The sequence below is a fragment of the Microvirga sp. CF3016 genome (genome assembly GCF_036314085.1).
Taxonomy (GTDB): Bacteria; Pseudomonadota; Alphaproteobacteria; order Rhizobiales; family Beijerinckiaceae; genus Microvirga.
The window spans coordinates 205,571-223,248 of record NZ_JAYGGM010000009.1 but is presented as its reverse complement, the minus strand read 5'-3'; the positions used below and the strand labels follow the sequence as shown (position 1 = coordinate 223,248).

Here is a 17,678-nt window from a genome sequence, read left to right as displayed (position 1 = left end):
TCAAATCCATGCTCATTGGCATGGAAGATTGATTTGCAATTTCGTTCTATTGCGAGTGCATGCTGCAAGTCCTGCGAGCCGGTGAGTTGCGCTCCGTCAATAGTAGAGAACTTAATATGGTTACTTCCCGGCGTTATCTCATTGCTTCTTCGCTTGCGCGCCTGATCCGCAAGGAGAGAGGAGGCAATCGTGTCACGGAAGGCCACTTCCCCAATCAGGCCGATCGCAGCTCCTTCGTGGTCGTGGAGGGCGACAAAGGTAGCCTCGTCCTGCTTCATTCTGGACCCAACGGACCGATCGAGGAGCGCACCGAGGTTCCTCGAGCCCACGCTGAGGCGCTTCTCGATGTCACGCCTGGCAAGCTCGATTATCTGCTGACTCATCTCACCGTCGGCACGCGCGACATCCAGATCGTTCGCTTTGTGACGCCAGGTCCCCTGGACCTGATTTCAGTTCCGTTCGAAAGCGATGAAGAAGCCCGAGATTTCCGACCCTTGTCCTGGTTCGGTCCGGATGTGACGACGGAAGTGGCCTATCAGAACCGGTCCATCGCTCTTGAGGGCGCTCCTCAGGCGCCCGACGTGCCGATGTCGAACGCAGCCCTCAACAGCCTGCTCGATACGCTTGAGAATCGGTATTCGGCCCCACGCGGCTATACCCCGCACGCCCCCGCGCGCGGTTCGGCGGAAGCCGGGGCTGGCCAGCGCAATGCGCAGCCAGCAGCCTCTGCGCAGACCAATGAAAGGACGGCGCAGCCTCAACGGGGTGTTCTGTCCAGGCCTGCTGCTCCGGTCGATGCGGATCTGGGCGATGACGATGCTGGCGACGACAACGATCTGAACCTCAACATCGAGGACAATGTCATCCGCGAACTGGCCCGCTCGCTTCGGCCCCAGCGTCGCTGATCGATTGGCTCGTCGTGGATCCAAGAAAGCCTGTCCCGTTCGTGCGGGGCAGGCTTTTTCAACTCGGCAGCACGATGCAGCTGCCGCCTGCCGTACGGATGTTGCGGCATAGCTGCTCAGCCGCTTGGCGTGTTTCGGCCGGCGCCCGGACACGATAGAATGTGCGCGTGCCGCGATAGCGCAGCCGTGTGCCGATGATCATCGGTCGCACATCCTTCAGGAGCGAAGCGTAGGATTGGCTGGTCCGCCTGAACGTGGCGAGAGCCCTTTCTTTCGAGAAGTTGCCGGCAAGCTGGACGCCCCATGGTGCAAAGGGCGCTTCGATGGTATCCCCGCGTCCAGGGATACGCAGCGTGGCGACGATCTGCTGGCAGCTGAGCCTCGGCCCATCCCAATTGTCGGCATTCCTCCGCTCCCTCGCATCTGCGGCCCAATCCTCCGCGGACCGGCCTGTGACCGATATGACATAATTTCTGGTTTCTGACGGCAGTTCTCCCCGGCCTGCGAGCCAAGTGGTCACCCGTGCGGGCCCGCCGTTATAGGCCGCTGCCGCAAGGCCCAGATTGCCGAACTGCTCCGCAAGATGGGCGATGAACTCCGCAGCTTTGGGGATCGCCTGCTCGGGGTCGAAAGGATCGGCCAAACCCCGCTCTCGGGCCGTTCCTGGCATGAACTGGGCAATCCCCTGCGCACCCGCCGGGCTGACGACGCGGGGACGAAACGAGCTTTCCTGCCAGATCAGCTTGGTGAGCAGATCGTGCGGAATCCGCTGGGTGCGCGCGGCTCCCTCGATCAATCGGCAGAGTGCCTGCTCGACGGTTTCCGTAGGCGCTCCCGGATTCGCCCAAGCGCTGCCCCAGCAGAGGGCAATGCCACAAAGCGCCAGCCGCAAGCGCATGAAGAACCTCGCTTGAAAGGATTGGGGATCGAAGAATGCAAACCACGTGTCAGGCTACAAATAGGCGATCATCCGTCCTGCCAAGAGCGTGACGATCCAGGCGAAGAGAGAGACAATTGCATAGATGCGGGCTTCCGGCGGCAAAGCGCCCACCCGGAGGGCCGATCCGAACTGGATATGGAAAAGCGCGACATTGGCGAGCCCGAGAGCAATGAAAGCAAGCTTCACGTAGAAGGCAGGGTTGATGCCGAGGGCGCGGGCCTCCACTGCCAGGAGCAGGGTTCCGGTCGGGATCTGAAGTGCCAGACCGGTGGCGGCAAGCGGAATGGCATAGCGTCCGACCTGCCATGCATGCTTTCCGCGCTCAGCCAGGACCTTCAGGTCGAAGACCGCGATACCGCCGACAACGAAGGCCGCTCCCAGGACGTGCAGCAGATTGGCGACAGTGTAGAGCCAGGCGGAATGTCGCCCTGCATGGCCGAGCCACGAGCCCTCCAGGGCGGCAAGGAAATCAAGATACATGATGGCTTAGCGCAGTTCGTAGGTCCTGCCGCTCACGATAATCCGTTCGGCTCTCATCTCTGTTGCTGTCCGAGTGGAAGGATAGCCTTCGAGCCTTACCTGTGTTCCAGGCTTGATCATGTCGGGATTCAGCCCACGTGCGCTCATGCGGAAGGGAGGCGCGAGCACCGCCTCCCAGCTTTTACCCTGGTAAGGCACGAGCACCATGACGTGGGGGTTCTCCCAATTGGCCTGCTCGACACTTCCGGCGATCGTTATGACACGGCCCGCATCGTAGCTGCCCCAGCCATGGTGGGCCAAGGCAATGCCGCCGGTCAGCACTGCCGCAGAGAGACAAAATCCGAACAGAGGGAATTTCATAAGGGGCCCCTGCATCTTTTGAGCCAGATGGAGAACGAGAGTTGGCCGCGGGAGGCTTGGCGTCAAGGCGTTCGAAGGGGTGGCTCGCCTTGATCATCGGATCGTGATGGGGACAGGCCAGCGGATTCGCTCCTCTGCGGCGTCCCGGCTATGCTGCGGCTTCTCGAATCAAACCTTGTTCAGGGACAGCCATGGCATCGATCTTGAAAGGCCTCTGGAACCGGCTGGCAGGTGGAGGCAGTACAGGCGAGCAAGAGGAGCCGGCAGCCGAGGCCGTGGAGTACAAGGGGTTTCGTATCCGGCCAGCACCCTATTCCGCCAAAGGCGGGTTCCAGACCGCCGGCGTGATCGAGAAAGATTTCGAGACAGGCATGAAGGAGCACCGCTTCGTGCGGGCCGAGACCCATCCCAGCAAGGACGAGGCGGCCACTTTCGCGATCACCAAAGGCAAGCAGATCATCGACGAACAGGGCGAGCGGATCTTCCGCTGAGGGAGCGGGGGCCAAGTCCCTCTCAAGCTTGGCATGGGCCCACCTACGTTGATTAAGACGGATGATCCCGCGACTTGGGGCCCGCTCAAACCGGCTGCCGCGCAACATCTGCATGAGGCGCGCAACCATTGCGGATTCCGGATGTTGCCTCCGCAAACGCGCCCCTCTCAGTGAGCAGCTTTCAATCAGATAATCTGATCACTTGCCTTAGGATTATCGATTGGTGCTGATGGCCGTAACTCCTTACGATCTCGTTGGGGGCGTGTCTCAATCAACCGGTCATCCAAGGGAGATCGCCATGGCCAAGAACCCTCACGCGCCGTCGGGAGCGTCCGATCAAGTCCTGACGAACAGGCAGGGGCATCCTATCGCCAACAACCAGTCCCAGCGCACCGTGGGCAGCCGCGGCCCGGCCACGCTGGAGAACTATCAGTTTCTTGAGAAGATCACCCATTTCGACCGCGAGCGTATCCCTGAGCGGGTCGTCCATGCCCGCGGCTTCGTGTGCTACGGCGAGCTTGAGGTGACCGGCAAGATCGGCGACGAGCCCGCCTCGAAATATACCCGCGCCAAGCTGTTCCAGACCCCCGGCAAGAAGACGCCTCTGGCGATCCGCTTTTCGACCGTGATCGGCGGCCGCGATTCCTCGGAGGTCGCCCGTGACCCGCGCGGCTTTGCGGTGAAGTTCTATACCGAGGACGGCAATTGGGATCTCGTTGGCAACAACCTGGCAGTTTTCTTCATACGAGATGCCATCAAGTTTCCAGATGTCATTCATTCCCTGAAGCCGGATCCCGTCACCTTCCGCCAGGAGCCGAACCGCATCTTCGACTTCATGAGCCAGACGCCCGAATCCATGCACATGCTGACCCATCTGTTCAGCCCGCGCGGCATCCCGGCGAGCTACCGGCACATGGAGGGCTTTGGCGTCAACACCTACAAGATGGTCAATGCCCAGGGCGACACCGTGCTGGTGAAGTATCACTTCCATCCGCGCTGCGGACTGGCGAGCCTGACGGCCGAGGAGGCGGCCAAGGTGCAGGGCCAGGATCTCGGCTCGGCGTCCAAGGACCTCTTTGAGGCGATCGAGCGCGGCGAGTATCCACAATGGGACATGTACGTGCAGATCATGGAAGACCACGACCATCCGGAACTCGATTGGGATCCGCTGGACGACACCAAGATCTGGCCCGAGAAGGACTTTCCGCTACGGCATGCGGGGGTCATGACGCTCAACCGCAATGTCGAGGATCACTTCAACGAGAATGAGCAGATCGCCATGGGCACCGGCGTGCTCGTGGACGGGCTCGACTTCTCCGATGACAAGATGCTGGTGGGCCGGACGTTCTCCTATTCCGACACTCAGCGCTATCGCGTCGGCACGAACTATCTCCAGCTGCCAGTGAACCAAGCCAAGAATGCCAAGGTATCGACCAACCTGAACGGCGGGCAGATGTCCTACCGCCGCGATCTGGCGCCGGGGCAGAACCCGCATGTGAACTACGAGCCGTCGATCCACAACGGCCTACATGAATCGCCACGAGAAGAGCCCAACAATTCGCCCGAGATCCGCGGGCGGCTGACGCGCAGCGTAATCGAGCGGCGCAACGACTACATCCATGCCCGGGGCCGCTACTGCACCATGATGGACTGGGAGCGCGACGATCTCATCCTCAACATGGGCACGCTTTTGGGCCAATGCGAGCGGGACGTGCAGGAGCGGATGGTCTGGCACTTCCTGATGGTGCACGACGAGTACGGGACCCGTGTGGGCGAAACGCTCGGCATCACGGCCGACGATGTCCGCAACCTTCCGCCGCTGCCGAAGCAGGTCCTGACTGACGAGGACAAACGCCGCCTGCAGAACCTAGGCAGGAACGGCGACAAGATCGACTCGACCGTCTGGGGCCAGTGGACGAGTTCCGTGAAGAACTACAAGGCCTCGGCCGAAGAGGTCTTGGACGGCATGCGCAATGTGCCGACGGAACCCGCCACCAAGGAGGCTGCCGAGTAGACAAGAACGGCGCAAGACCGGAGCGAGCCAGGACGTTTACTGGCTCGCTTTCTTTTCTAGGCTTGCGCAGCCTTGCCTTTCCGGCTGCCGCGGCTCTCCGCATAGGCTTTGGTGAACTCCGCGCCGAAGAGCAGGATGAGGGACGAGTAATAGATCCAGAGCAAGATCGTGATGATGGATGCCGCCGCCCCATAGCTCGAGGCGACATTGCTCTTGCCGAGATAGTACCCGATCAGGAACTTGCCGACGGTGAACAGGAGGGCCGTGACGAGGGATCCGGTCCACACATCGCTCCACTGAATGTCAACCGCAGGCAGGAGCTTGAACATCATCGCAAAGAGAAGCGTGGCAACGGCAAAGGCAACGAGGCTGTTGAGGAACCGCAGGATGACCGTTGCGCCAGAAAAGTTTGCCTCGAGATAGGATCCAAGGGCCGTCACTCCGGTATCGATGACTAGGGACACGAGCAGCAGGAATCCAATCCCCAGCACGAGCGCTAAGCTGACTAGCCTCGTGCGGATGAAATCCATGAACCCGTAGCTCGCGGGCGGCTTGGCCTTCCAGATGATGTTCAGATTGTCCTGAAGCTCGACGACGGCGCCGGTGACCAGAAGGATGAACGTCACGACTCCCACGCTCATCCCGATGATGCCGGAGCCGACATTTCCCGCACTGGCGATCATCGTCTCGAGGAATGACGCCTCGTTGGTGCCGATCATGCCGCCGAGCTCTGCCACGATAGCGCCCTGGGCAGCCTCCCGGCCGAAGGCCAATCCGGCAACGGCAATGGCTGCGAGCAGCATGGGGGCCAGGGAGAAGACGGTGAAGAAGGCGATGGACGCGCCAAGGCTCATGGCGCGGTCGTTCCACCAACCGGCGAGTGCCACTTTCAAGAGACGCCATGTGTCGGAAAACATGCAAGGACCGATCCTGACGGGCCGGATGGTCCGTCGCTGCTAACGTGATGCCTTGGCCGTTAACGGGGAGGAACTTTCTCTTGTTCCTGCTCGGATCCAGGCTCGTGGTTCAGGATTTCAAGCCATGCAGACGGCGGCTGTAGCGATCGGCCGCCTTGCGCAGGCGGGCCTGATCCTCGCCTCCAAGTCCGGCGGCAGCCATGAGGTGGGCGCCCATCTGAAAGGCGCAATAGCAGGGAAGCAGGAAAGTCAGCAGTTCGGACGATACCGGATGACCGCCCTCCTGCTCGACAATGGTACAAAGCCGGGCGGATTCCTCCTCCGAAAGGCCGAACTCGACGATAGCGCCGGCAATGTCCCAGCCGATGTCCTGAGACCCGATCAGGTCGTGGGCTGCACTGTGGTCGAGCGCGTCCGTCTTGACGAGACGTTCTCCGGTGACCAGCCATTCCCAGGCCTGCATGCGGTTGTCGGACCAGACTCGGCGGACTTTGCCCTCCAGACAGCCCGGATGTGGCAGGTCTCGCTCCAGGGCCGAGCCTGTGTCTTCACCCAGCGCCTGCCGGGTGTTGAAGACCGCCATATGGCGCAATTCGGCCAAGGATGCGCCCTGACGCCCCTCTTCAGGGCAGTGGCGGCTGCGAAAGCCCAGATAGGTTCCGATTTGGTCGATCAGACGACCGCGATCGAAGGCGACCTGATCAAGGCCCTGGGCTTCCTCATGCCAGCTTTGCACGAGGAAGCCGTGGCGGTAGCCGGCGGCCCCCGGCGCGAAGCCTGCCTCATGCAGCCGGCGAGCCATGCGCAGCTTCCTGGCTCCCGTCTCTCCGAGGCCTGCAAACTTCACCAGCCACGGAGCACCGTCGCTCCGCACCAGGAATTTCCGGCGTTCCTGCTGAAGATTGGACGGAGGCCAGCTCGCCTCGCCCCGGTAGCGGTGTCGGCGCCAGGCCCCGCCTGAAATGTCCTCGAGCGGGCCATCCAGGGGGCCGATCAACTCTTCCAGCCAGGCTGCGAGATCATGAGCGGGCGAACCGCGCAGCAACAGGTCGTCCATGGTGCGGATATGGCGTGGGGCCTGGCTCCATCGCTCCTGGTGATGCGGGCTGGCCTGCGGCCCGAGGGCGCCGCCATGACTCGGAAAGAAATGGATCCGCTCACGCGGGATGCCGGCCTCCTCCAGCCAGTCGGCGACGGCACCGAACGAGCTCCCGGACAGGCCGGGTCCCTCGTCGACGATGGCGAATGAGCGGCCGGGCTCCATCGCCAGCCTTCTCGCCAGTGCCGGATCGGCTGTCACCTCGCGCCGGAAAGGGTGGCCGGTAGGGCGAAGAGTGAAGGGGGCGCGCGCCCCGAGGGCGGTAGCCACGACGGCGCTGAGGCCCGTACCGATGCTGCGGATGCCGATGACCTGCGTATCCTGGCCCAGACCCGAGGCCCTGGCGGCTTCCAGATAGCTTTCCGGGTAAAGGGCGTAGAAGGCATAGCCTTCCGCCTGCTTGATGCGGATCGTCCGGGTTGGATCGAAGCTGAGGAGCGCTGTGAAAAAGGAGGAGGAAAGGGCGTTCTCTTCAAAGCCGGTCCACCAGGAGCGGGCGACGCTGTGGGCGATGATCAAGAGGCATTCCATTCCCATTTCGTGGGTTGTGGAAAGCCGATCGCAGCCGCGGTCGTGAAACTCCGCGTCGATCATCCCCTGTACGAGTTCAGCCGTGGCGATGAAGGCCGCGACGAGGGCGCCATGCCGCTCGATCCCGGGCGGCATGGTTTGGGTCTTGGACAGGAGGTCCCTGATGGCGGCTTGCCTTGCCGCCACCGTCTCCGATGTCTCGACATCCCCATAAACCAGCATCGGACGGAGCCGATCCGGGCTTAAGCCGCGGCCGCCTCCTGCTTCAGCGACGCCATGTCGATGACAAAGCGGTATTTGACGTCGCTCTTGAGCATCCGCTCGTAGGCCTCGTTGATCTTCTGGATCGGGATCATTTCGATCTCGGCGGTGATGCCGTGCTGTGCGCAGAAATCGAGCATTTCCTGCGTCTCGGCGATGCCGCCGATCAGGGAGCCGGCGAGCTGGCGCCGTTTCATGATCAGGTTGAACACCGTCGTGGCCGGGTGCGGCTCGGCCGGAGCGCCCACCAGCACCATGGCGCCGTCTCGGGCGAGAAGCACGAGATAAGCGTCGAGGTCATGCGGGGCTGCGACGGTGTCGAGGATGAAATCGAAGCTGTTCACGTGCGCCTTCATGGCCTCTGAATCCCGCGACACGACCACCTCGTGGGCGCCGAGCGCGAGCGCGTCCTCGCGCTTGTTGGGCGAGGTGGTGAACAGCACCACATGCGCGCCCATGGCCCGCGCGAGCTTGACGGCCATGTGGCCCAAGCCGCCGAGGCCGACGACACCCACCTTGTGTCCGGGCTGCACACGCCAGCGGCGCAGGGGAGAGTATGTAGTAATCCCGGCACACAGAAGAGGGGCTGCGGCAGCCAGATCCATGCCGTCCGGTACCTTCAGGACGAAGCTCTCATCGACCACGACGGTGTTGGAATAGCCACCATAGGTGTTGGCGCCCGTGCCCTGCTCGGGCCCGTTATAGGTGCCGGTAAAGCCAACCTCGCAGTACTGTTCCAGGCCCTCTCGGCAGCTGCGGCAGCTGCGGCAGGAATCGACCATGCAGCCGACACCGACGAGGTCTCCCTCCCGGAATTTCTGCACGCCCGGTCCGACGCGCGTCACACGGCCGACAATCTCGTGGCCTGGCACACAGGGGTAGAGAGTGCCACCCCATTCTGCGCGGGCGGTGTGCAGATCCGAATGGCAGACGCCGCAATAAAGAATCTCGATCTGCACATCGCTTTCGCGAGGCTCCCGGCGCTCGAAGCTGAAAGGGGCAAGCGGGGTGGTCGCATCCTGGGCGGCATAGCCAATAGCTTTGATCACGGGGCGTTCTCCGAAATGTCGGTTGTCGGACGAAGCAGGTTCTGCCGCAACGCAAAGACCCTGCTGAGCACTCAAGCGCAACAAACCATAGGTGCGATCAGGGCCGCGTCAACCGACGAACAGGACGATTGTTCGGGGTGAACGGCCGGCTGGGCTTGGAACCCGCTTCTCCAAGAAAGATAGAGCGGATTCAGCCCCGGTTAAGAACTGTCGCGATTTAATGGTGGTCACGGTCAATTGATGGACGGCCCGCCCATGGGCGACTTGCGGGAGCTTGCGGCGGACCACCACATGAAGTGCAGGCGGCAATGCGGCACAGTGGATTTCGGGTCCTTGTGGCAAACTTTAACTTGCTGTCCTGCCCGCAATCCGCGAGGCTAGTTGTTGAGGGCGGGCATATTTTCAGGTCGCACGGGTCATCCCGAACAGAATCGAACCTGCCGCGACCTGCTTTTTCCTCCGCCACGACAAAAGGAGTACGCCGCATCATCTTGACCGCATCATAGTATCGCATGGTCTGGGCAACCTTAGCGGTGCACAATAGTTGTCTCTGAGAGGGATTGGATTTCGGTGGCGCCATGCTTCATTCCGACGACCTGTTCTCGAGTTTTCTGAAGACCTATGAAACCCGCCGCGAGGCGGAGATGTCCCTGGCGGACTACCTGGAAGGGTGCCGCAACGATCCCATGATGTATGCGAGCGCTCCAGAGCGCATCCTGGCAGCCATCGGCGAGCCCCAGCTTGTCGATACGTCAAAGGACGCACGCCTCGGCCGCATCTTCATGAACCGCACGATCCGGGTCTACCCGGCTTTCTCCGAATTCTACGGTATGGAAGAGACGATCGAGATGATCGTAAGCTTCTTCCGTCACGCCGCTCAAGGCCTGGAAGAGCGCAAGCAGATCCTCTATCTGCTAGGCCCCGTCGGCGGCGGCAAATCCTCCCTCGCTGAGCGCCTGAAATCCTTGATGGAGGTCAATCCCATCTATGTCCTGAAGGCGGGCGACGAAATCAGCCCGGTTTTCGAGAGCCCGCTCGGCCTCTTCGACTCCGAACAGATGGGACCGATGCTCGAGGAGCGTTACGGCATTCCCCGACGGCGACTAACCAACCTCCTCAGCCCCTGGGCCATCAAGCGCCTCGACGAGTTCAAGGGCGACATCTCCAAGTTCCGGGTGGTCAAGATCAGCCCGTCTCGTCTGAGGCAGATTGGCATCGCCAAGACGGAGCCCGGCGACGAGAACAACCAGGATATCTCGTCCCTCGTCGGCAAGGTCGATATCCGCAAGCTCGAGACCCTGTCCCAGGCCGATCCTGACGCCTACAGCTATTCTGGCGGCCTCAACCGCGCCAATCAGGGCATCCTCGAATTCGTCGAGATGTTCAAGGCGCCGATCAAGATGCTGCACCCCCTGCTCACCGCCACGCAGGAAGGGAACTATGTCGGCACGGAGAATATCGGCTCGATCCCGTTCAGCGGCATCATCCTGGCGCATTCCAACGAGGCGGAGTGGCAGACCTTCCGGACCAACAAGAACAACGAGGCCTTCATCGACCGCATCTACGTGATCAAGGTGCCTTACTGCCTGCGGGTCACGGAGGAGCAGAAGATCTACGAGAAGCTGATCCGCAGCTCGGAACTGGCAGGCGCGCCCTGTGCTCCGGCCACGCTGGAGATGCTGGCCCGGTTCTCCGTTCTCTCCCGCCTGCGGGCGCACGAGAACTCGAATTTTTACTCGAAGATGCGGGTCTACGACGGTGAGAGCCTGCGCGAGGTGGATCCCCGCGCGCGCAGCCTGCAGGAGTACAAGGACTCTGCCGGCGTCGACGAGGGCATGGATGGAATTTCGACCCGCTTCGCCTTCAAGGTCCTATCCGCCACCTTCAACCACGACACCATCGAGGTGGCGGCCGATCCAGTCCATCTCATGTACGTGCTCGAGCAGTCATTGAGGCGCGAGCAGCTGCCCCAGGATGTGGAGCGGCGCTATCTGGAGTTCATCAAGGCCGAGTTGGCGCCGCGCTATGCGGACTTCATCGGGCACGAGATCCAGAAGGCCTATCTCGAGTCCTATCACGATTACGGCCAGAACCTTTTCGACCGCTACGTGGCCTATGCGGATGCATGGATCGAAGATCAGGACTTCAAGGATCCCGATACGGGTCAGCTCTTGAACCGGGAGCTCCTCAACCAGGAGCTGACCAAGATCGAGAAACCGGCCGGCATCGCCAATCCAAAGGATTTCCGCAACGAGGTGGTGAAGTTCTCGCTTCGCGCCCGGGCCGGCAATCATGGCCGCAACCCGTCCTGGACGAGCTATGAGAAGATCCGCGATGTCATCGAGCGCCGCATGTTCTCGCAGGTCGAGGAATTGCTGCCCGTGATCAGCTTCGGCTCCAAGAAGGACAGCGAGACCGAGAAGAAGCACGGCGAGTTCGTGCTGCGGATGATGGAGCGTGGCTACACCGAGCGCCAGGTGCGGCGCCTAGTGGAATGGTACATGCGCGTGAAGCAGGCGGGCTGACAGAAGACGGAGGCAGATCAGGCGTTCCTATGTACATCATCGACCGGCGCCTCAACCCAGGGGGCAAGAGTCTGGCCAACCGCCAACGTTTTCTCCGCCGTGCCAAGGCGCAGATACAGAGGGCCGTACGCCAGACCGCAGGCGATCGGGACATCACCGATCTCGAACGGGGAGGGGAGGTCTCGATCCCCGCCGATGGTGTTCGCGAGCCCAGCTTCCGGAGGTCCGGTGAGGGCGGAGTGCATGATCACATCCTTCCTGGCAACAAGCGGTTCGTGGAAGGCGACACCATCGACAGGCCGCCCGGCGGCGGTGGCAGTGCGGCCGGAGGTGACAGCGGGGAAGGTGAGGACGATTTCCGCTTCGTCCTGACGCGCGACGAGTTTCTCGACCTGTTCCTCGACGATCTGGAACTGCCAGATCTTGCCAAGCGGCGCGTCGCCACGGTGGAAACGCAAGGTATGCGGCGGGCAGGCTATACGGTCACCGGCTCGCCCGTGAACCTCGCTTTGCTGCGCTCAATGCGCAACGCCCTGTCCCGCCGCATCGCCATGCGGCGGCCCAAATCCGAGGACCTGCTCCGCCTTCAGGAGGAGATCAACCGTCTCGAAGAGCAGGAAGGGGCGTCCGAGCGCCTGACCGCCCTGCGGCAGGAACTCGAGCTGCTGCAGCTGCGCACCAAGCGGTTCCCCTATATCGATCCCATTGACCTGCGCTACCGCCGGTTCGAGCCGGTCGCCAAGCCCGTGGCGCAGGCGGTGATGTTCTGCCTCATGGACGTGTCGGGCTCCATGACCGAGCACATGAAGGATCTGGCGAAGCGCTTCTACATGCTGCTCTACATTTTCCTGACGCGTCGCTACAAGCACGTGGAGATCGTCTTCATCCGCCACACCCACGAGGCCAAGGAGGTGGACGAGGAGACCTTCTTCAACAGCCCCGAGACCGGCGGAACGGTGGTCTCGTCGGCCCTGCGGGAGATGCAGCGGATCGTGGAGGAGCGTTATTCTCCGGATGCGTGGAACATCTACGCGGCCCAGGCCTCGGACGGCGACAACTCGCCCAACGACGGCACCACCAGCGCCGGCCTGCTGCGTGACGTAATCCTGCCGGTCTGCCAGTACTATGCCTATCTCGAGGTCGGCAGCGACAGCGACCGGATGCAGACCGGATTCATCAACCACAAAACCTCCCTGTGGCAGACCTATGAGACGCTCCAAGAGGGAGGAGCCAACCTCGCCATGCGCAAGGTGAACCACCGTCGCGAGATCTATCCCGTCTTCCGCGAGCTCTTCCGCCGACGTGACGCGGAAGCTGGAGCAAAGGTGCCATGAGCGTGATCGAGCACGACAGCCTGCTCTTCCATGGGGCCGATTGGGATTTCGGGACGATCCAGCGCATCCATGACGCTGTCGAGGCCATCGGTATCGGTGAGCTGGGGCTCGACGTCTATCCCAACCAGATCGAGGTGATCACCGCCGAGCAGATGCTCGATGCCTATGCCTCCATCGGCATGCCTCTGTTCTACAAGCACTGGTCCTTCGGCAAGCGCTTCGCCCTGCATGAATCGAGCTATCGTCAGGGGCTCATGGGACTGGCCTATGAGATCGTCATCAACTCGAACCCGTGCATCTCCTATATCATGGAGGAGAACTCGGCGACGATGCAGACCCTCGTAATCGCTCACGCAGCCTTCGGCCACAACCATTTCTTCAAGAACAACTACCTGTTCAAGGAATGGACGGACGCGGACGGAATTCTCGATTATCTCGAATTCGCCAAGGGCTACATCACGCGCTGCGAGGAGCGTTACGGGCATGCGGCCGTGGAGCGGGTTCTCGACGCAGCTCATGCCCTCATGTCCCACGGCGTCCACCGCTACCCGCGCAAGAAGCGGCCTGACCTGCGCTCGGAGGAACGCCGGGAACGCGAGCGCCAGCTTCATCTTGAGCAGACCTTCAACGATCTGTGGCGGACGGTGCCGACCAAGGGCGCGGCCGCAAAGCCGCAGCTGAGCGAGGAGCGTCGGCGCGCCCTTCTCGAGCTGCCGCAGGAGAACATCCTGTACTTCCTCGAAAAGTCGGCGCCGCGCCTGCAGCTCTGGCAGCGCGAGATCCTGCGCATCGTGCGCCAGATCGCGCAGTACTTCTATCCCCAGCGCCAGACCAAGGTGATGAACGAGGGCTGCGCCACCTACTGCCATTATCGTATAATGACCCGCCTGCACGAGACGGGGCAGATCAGCGACGGGTCTTTCCTCGAATTCCTGCAGTCTCACACGAACGTGACCCGCCAGCCCGAATTCGACGACCCGCATTACGGTGGCATCAATCCCTATGCGCTCGGCTTCGGCATGATGCAGGACATCGAGCGCATCTGCACGAATCCGACCGCGGAGGACCGGGAGTGGTTCCCCGACATCGCCGGCAGCGGCGATGCCATGGCGGTGCTGCGCGACGTGTGGGCGAACTACCGCGACGAAAGCTTCATCTCACAGTTCCTGAGCCCGCACCTGATCCGGCAATGGCGCATGTTCCATCTCGTCGATGATCCGGACCGGCCGGAGCTCATGATCGAGGCGATCCATGACGAACGGGGTTACCGGCGTCTGCGGCGCTCCCTGTCGCGCCACTACGATGTCGGCTGGAGCGATCCCGACATCCAGGTGATCGACGTGGACCTCGCTGGAGACCGGCGTCTGATCCTGCACCATCACGTCCTCAATCGGACCCTGCTGCACAAGGACGACGCCCAGCGAGTTCTCCAGATGGTGGCCAATCTCTGGGGCTATGCCGTCGTGCTGAAGGAAGTAGAGCCCTCTACGGGAGCGATCTTCCAGGAACACGTGGCTCACCCGCACGAAACGCTCTTTTGAAGGCTGGAACATCGGACCCGAAAGTGGATGCCACTTTTGTGATCGATCTGACGCTCCCTCTTGCTCGACGAGCGCATCGTTCGGGCAGACAAACGGGACGACTTTTCCGCACGTTGCGCCCGTTTGACGCAAAAAAGCCAGGGACTCACGCGATCATAGGATCTCCTGGGCTCGGCCCTGGTTTCGAGGGTCGGCTCCCTTGCAGGAGAATACCTATGGAACACAAGCCTGTAGAGAAGCTGCGTAGCGTCGCTGAAGTGCATGAGTTGAGCCAAGGTTTCCTGTCACGGCGCGAACGCCTCGAGCGTTGGGCCGAAGTATTGGAGCGCCAGCCGAAGCGGCGCTTGAGGTCCCTGGGCGAGATCGAGTTCGTTCCCAAGGACAAGCGGCCTGAACTGAGGTCCGATGAATCCCCCATCACGGTCGCCTTCGAGGATCCGGTCCTGCGGGCCGCCGGCCTGAAAGGTGACACGCTCGGGGATGCCATGGAGTTCTTCGAACTGTCCGAGGGAGCCTCCCATCGCCTTCTCTGCTCCTGCATGAACGGCTGGAGCATGGAAGCGGGCACCACGGCGCGGAAGGTCCATCGCATTGCGAACCCCGATCATCGGCTCATGCTGCTCACGACGGCCGGGCTGCTTACGGCTGCGCCTGCGGTGTTCTACCTGCTGAGCTGAAGGAAAGCTGCGGCACCGAGCCCGGCGATCGGCTGGGCCCGGTGCCGATTGTCTGGAGAGCCTGAATGACGGATGCTCCTCGTCGAATCGGACTGCCCTGGTACAGCCGCGAGGATTATCCCCGCATCCGCGACATGATGATCGACCGGCACAATCTCGCCCCAGCCTATGATTCCTGGTTGGCCGCGGCCGAGAACAACGAGAATGTGGGTCGTCAGGCCGGTCTTGAGGTAACACGTATTATCATCGAACCTGACGCCTTCGCACAATGGTGCCGGGACAAGGGCTTGGAGCCCGACGGCGCAGCACGCGTGCAATACGTTGCCGCGATGAGCGCCCTGAGCACGCCCTGAGCCGGCAACACTCCAATGAAGCCGAGGGCACCCCGGCACGAATGGCCAAGCCTTGAAGTCTCCACCCCTGTTCCTAATTGCTCGGGCTGTGCGCTGGAGGGACAGATTTGCTGAACGAGAACGGCTCAAGCAGCGATATTTCCGCTTTTCCCGCCAAACAGGACAATAGGGAGGCCAGGGACGGACGGACCATGCGGGCCGCCATCCTCACAGGACCTGGCCAGATCCAGATCAGCGAAGTCGAGCGTCCAGAGCCGGGCCCCGGCCAAGTACGCCTACGCCTGGAAGGATGCGGCGTGTGCGCCTCGAACCTGACGCCCTGGGCGGGACCGGAATGGATGCAGTATCCCACTGAGCCTGGTGCCCTTGGGCACGAGGCATGGGGACTGGTGGATGCGATCGGCGACGGTGTCGAGGGGCTGACGGTCGGCGACCGGGTTGCGGCACTCTCTTACAAATCTTATGCGGAATACGATCTGGCCGAGGCCGATGCGGTCATCCCCCTGCCGGATACCCTTGCAGGACGACCCTTCCCCGGAGAGCCGCTCGGCTGCGCCATGAACATCTTTCATCGGAGCGAGATCGAGGCCGGGCAAACGGTTGCGATCATCGGCATCGGCTTTCTCGGGGCTATCCTCACCAAGCTCGCCTCCGATGCCGGCGCTCGCGTCATCGCCATCTCGCGGCGGTCGTTTTCGCTCGATCTCGCCCGCCACATGGGTGCGGCCGAGACGATTCCGATGGAGGATCACGCCGCGATCATCGAACGCGTCAAGGAGCTGACTGGTGGCATATTCTGCGATCGTGTGATCGAAGCGGTGGGCAAGCAATGGCCTCTCGACCTTGCGGGCGAGCTCACCCGTGAGCGTGGCAAGCTCATCGTCGCCGGCTATCACCAAGATGGCCCGCGCCAGGTCAATATGTGGCTCTGGAACTGGCGCGGCATCGACGTGATCAATGCCCATGAGCGCGATCCAAAGATCTACATGCAAGGATTGCGCGAGGCCGTGGACGTCATCGTGTCCGGGCGTCTCGATCCGAGCGTCCTTTACACCCACACCTATCCCCTGGACCGGCTCGACGAGGCGCTCAATGCCACGCGTGATCGGCCAGATGGTTTCCTCAAAGCCCTGGTGACGTATTGATGGTGCAACAGGCTGTGCTCATGACGAATTCTGAGGCCTCTCTTGCGCGCCCGCGACTTGGCTTCCTCGGCGTCGGCTGGATCGGCCGCCACCGTATGCAGGCCATCCTCGGCACAGGCGCTATTGATGTGATCGCCATTGCCGACCCATCGCCTGAGATGGCCGCGGAGGCCGGCAAGCTTGCACCGGACGCGCATCAGGCATCGTCCCTCGATGAAATCCTCGATCTCGGCGTCGATGGCATCGTGATCGCCACCCCAAGCGCCATGCATGCGGAACAATCGATCAGGGCCCTGGAGCGCGATGTTGCCGTGTTCTGCCAGAAACCGCTTGGGCGCACGGCCCCGGAGGTGCAGGCGGTGGTCGATGCCGCGCGCAAGGCGGACCGGCTCCTGAGCGTCGACCTCTCCTATCGGTTTACGGAAGGCATGCGCCGCATCCGTGAGATCATCGACAGGGGTGAGCTGGGGCAGATCTATGCCGTGGACCTTGTGTTCCACAATGCCTATGGCCCGGACAAGCCATGGTTCTACGATCCGGTTCTCTCCGGTGGCGGATGCGTGATGGATCTCGGCGTTCATCTTGTCGATCTCGCTTTGTGGACCATGAACAATCCCAGCGTCGCGAGCGTGACGGGCAAGCTGTTCGCAGGCGGAGCGCCGCTCAAGGATTTGGCATCTCAGGTGGAGGATTACGCGGTTGCAACCGTGGAGCTGGAGACAGGTGCCGTGGTGCAGCTCGCCTGCTCTTGGCGCCTCCAGGCAGGTTGCGATGCGATGATCTCCGTTACGTTCTATGGAACGCAGGGCGGTGCGTCCCTGCGCAACGTGAATGGCTCGTTCTACGATTTCACGGCCGAGCGCTATCGGGGAACCTCGCGCGAGACGCTGACCACTCCTCCCGACGAATGGGGCGGCCGCGCAGCTGCGGACTGGGCATCACGCTTGGCCGCGGGTGAGCGCTTTGATCCCGCAGCGGAGAAGTTGGTGGATGTCGCTCGCGTGCTGGACCGCATCTACGGACGATAGTTGCACCCGTCCGCAAAACTCGCAAACA

Annotated in this window: 16 protein-coding genes; 10 read left to right on the top strand and 6 right to left on the bottom strand. The window is 62.1% G+C overall.

The features are described 5' to 3' along the window. The first annotated feature begins 116 nt into the window (after positions 1-116). Positions 117-905, top strand: a complete 789-nt coding sequence (locus tag VB672_RS15340; protein ID WP_329785065.1) for a hypothetical protein — start codon at positions 117-119, stop codon at positions 903-905. Positions 906-963: 58 nt separating this feature from the next. Here the strand turns inward: VB672_RS15340 and VB672_RS15335 are convergent, their stop codons facing one another. From VB672_RS15335 to VB672_RS15325, 3 genes are read right to left on the bottom strand one after another with little or no spacing between them, the layout of a single operon-like run. Next, positions 964-1,803 carry a lytic transglycosylase domain-containing protein gene (locus VB672_RS15335; RefSeq protein ID WP_329785064.1) on the bottom strand — a complete coding sequence of 280 codons (840 nt, stop codon included), beginning with the start codon at positions 1,801-1,803 and terminating at the stop codon, positions 964-966. A 54-nt stretch (positions 1,804-1,857) separates the two neighbouring features. Beyond that, entirely contained in the window at positions 1,858-2,325 is a 468-nt protein-coding gene (locus tag VB672_RS15330; protein WP_329785063.1) for a hypothetical protein, read from the bottom strand. A gap of 6 nt (positions 2,326-2,331) precedes the next feature. Further along, the gene (locus tag VB672_RS15325) at positions 2,332-2,685 is read right to left on the bottom strand and encodes a DUF6152 family protein (protein ID WP_329785062.1); all 354 of its coding nucleotides are present in this window, start codon (positions 2,683-2,685) and stop codon (positions 2,332-2,334) included. Positions 2,686-2,876: 191 nt separating this feature from the next. Here VB672_RS15325 and VB672_RS15320 point away from each other — a divergent pair, with 191 nt between their 5' ends. Then, the gene (locus VB672_RS15320) at positions 2,877-3,176 is read left to right on the top strand and encodes an HlyU family transcriptional regulator (RefSeq protein WP_329785061.1); all 300 of its coding nucleotides are present in this window, start codon (positions 2,877-2,879) and stop codon (positions 3,174-3,176) included. A 298-nt stretch (positions 3,177-3,474) separates the two neighbouring features. Beyond that, positions 3,475-5,190 (top strand): catalase, encoded by a 1,716-nt coding sequence (locus tag VB672_RS15315; protein ID WP_329785060.1) that lies wholly within the window; start codon positions 3,475-3,477, stop codon positions 5,188-5,190. 56 nt (positions 5,191-5,246) lie between these two features. Here VB672_RS15315 and VB672_RS15310 read toward each other — a convergent pair whose 3' ends face one another. From VB672_RS15310 to VB672_RS15300, 3 genes are all read right to left on the bottom strand, one after another. Next, a complete protein-coding gene (locus VB672_RS15310) occupies positions 5,247-6,107 on the bottom strand; it encodes a YihY/virulence factor BrkB family protein (RefSeq protein ID WP_329785059.1) in 861 nt (286 codons plus the stop codon). Positions 6,108-6,216: 109 nt separating this feature from the next. Beyond that, entirely contained in the window at positions 6,217-7,959 is a 1,743-nt protein-coding gene (locus tag VB672_RS15305) for a hypothetical protein (RefSeq protein WP_329785058.1), read from the bottom strand. 20 nt (positions 7,960-7,979) lie between these two features. Beyond that, positions 7,980-9,047, bottom strand: a complete 1,068-nt coding sequence (locus VB672_RS15300; RefSeq protein ID WP_329785057.1) for an NAD(P)-dependent alcohol dehydrogenase — start codon at positions 9,045-9,047, stop codon at positions 7,980-7,982. A gap of 578 nt (positions 9,048-9,625) precedes the next feature. Here VB672_RS15300 and VB672_RS15295 point away from each other — a divergent pair. From VB672_RS15295 to VB672_RS15265, 7 genes are all read left to right on the top strand, one after another. Then, a complete protein-coding gene (locus VB672_RS15295) occupies positions 9,626-11,572 on the top strand; it encodes a PrkA family serine protein kinase (RefSeq protein WP_329785056.1) in 1,947 nt (648 codons plus the stop codon). Positions 11,573-11,601: 29 nt separating this feature from the next. Beyond that, complete coding sequence (locus VB672_RS15290; RefSeq protein WP_329785055.1) at positions 11,602-12,906, top strand: YeaH/YhbH family protein; 1,305 nt, start codon at positions 11,602-11,604, stop codon at positions 12,904-12,906. Beyond that, a complete protein-coding gene (locus VB672_RS15285) occupies positions 12,903-14,447 on the top strand; it encodes a SpoVR family protein (protein WP_329785054.1) in 1,545 nt (514 codons plus the stop codon). The genes VB672_RS15290 and VB672_RS15285 overlap by 4 nt, the downstream gene beginning before the upstream one ends. A 215-nt stretch (positions 14,448-14,662) precedes the next feature. Further along, complete coding sequence (locus tag VB672_RS15280) at positions 14,663-15,124, top strand: hypothetical protein (RefSeq protein WP_329785053.1); 462 nt, start codon at positions 14,663-14,665, stop codon at positions 15,122-15,124. Positions 15,125-15,189: 65 nt separating this feature from the next. Continuing rightward, positions 15,190-15,477 carry a hypothetical protein gene (locus VB672_RS15275; protein WP_329785052.1) on the top strand — a complete coding sequence of 96 codons (288 nt, stop codon included), beginning with the start codon at positions 15,190-15,192 and terminating at the stop codon, positions 15,475-15,477. A gap of 191 nt (positions 15,478-15,668) precedes the next feature. Next, positions 15,669-16,622, top strand: a complete 954-nt coding sequence (locus VB672_RS15270) for an MDR/zinc-dependent alcohol dehydrogenase-like family protein (RefSeq protein WP_329785051.1) — start codon at positions 15,669-15,671, stop codon at positions 16,620-16,622. 2 nt (positions 16,623-16,624) lie between these two features. Then, complete coding sequence (locus VB672_RS15265; protein ID WP_442932064.1) at positions 16,625-17,650, top strand: Gfo/Idh/MocA family protein; 1,026 nt, start codon at positions 16,625-16,627, stop codon at positions 17,648-17,650. The last annotated feature ends 28 nt before the right edge of the window (positions 17,651-17,678 follow it).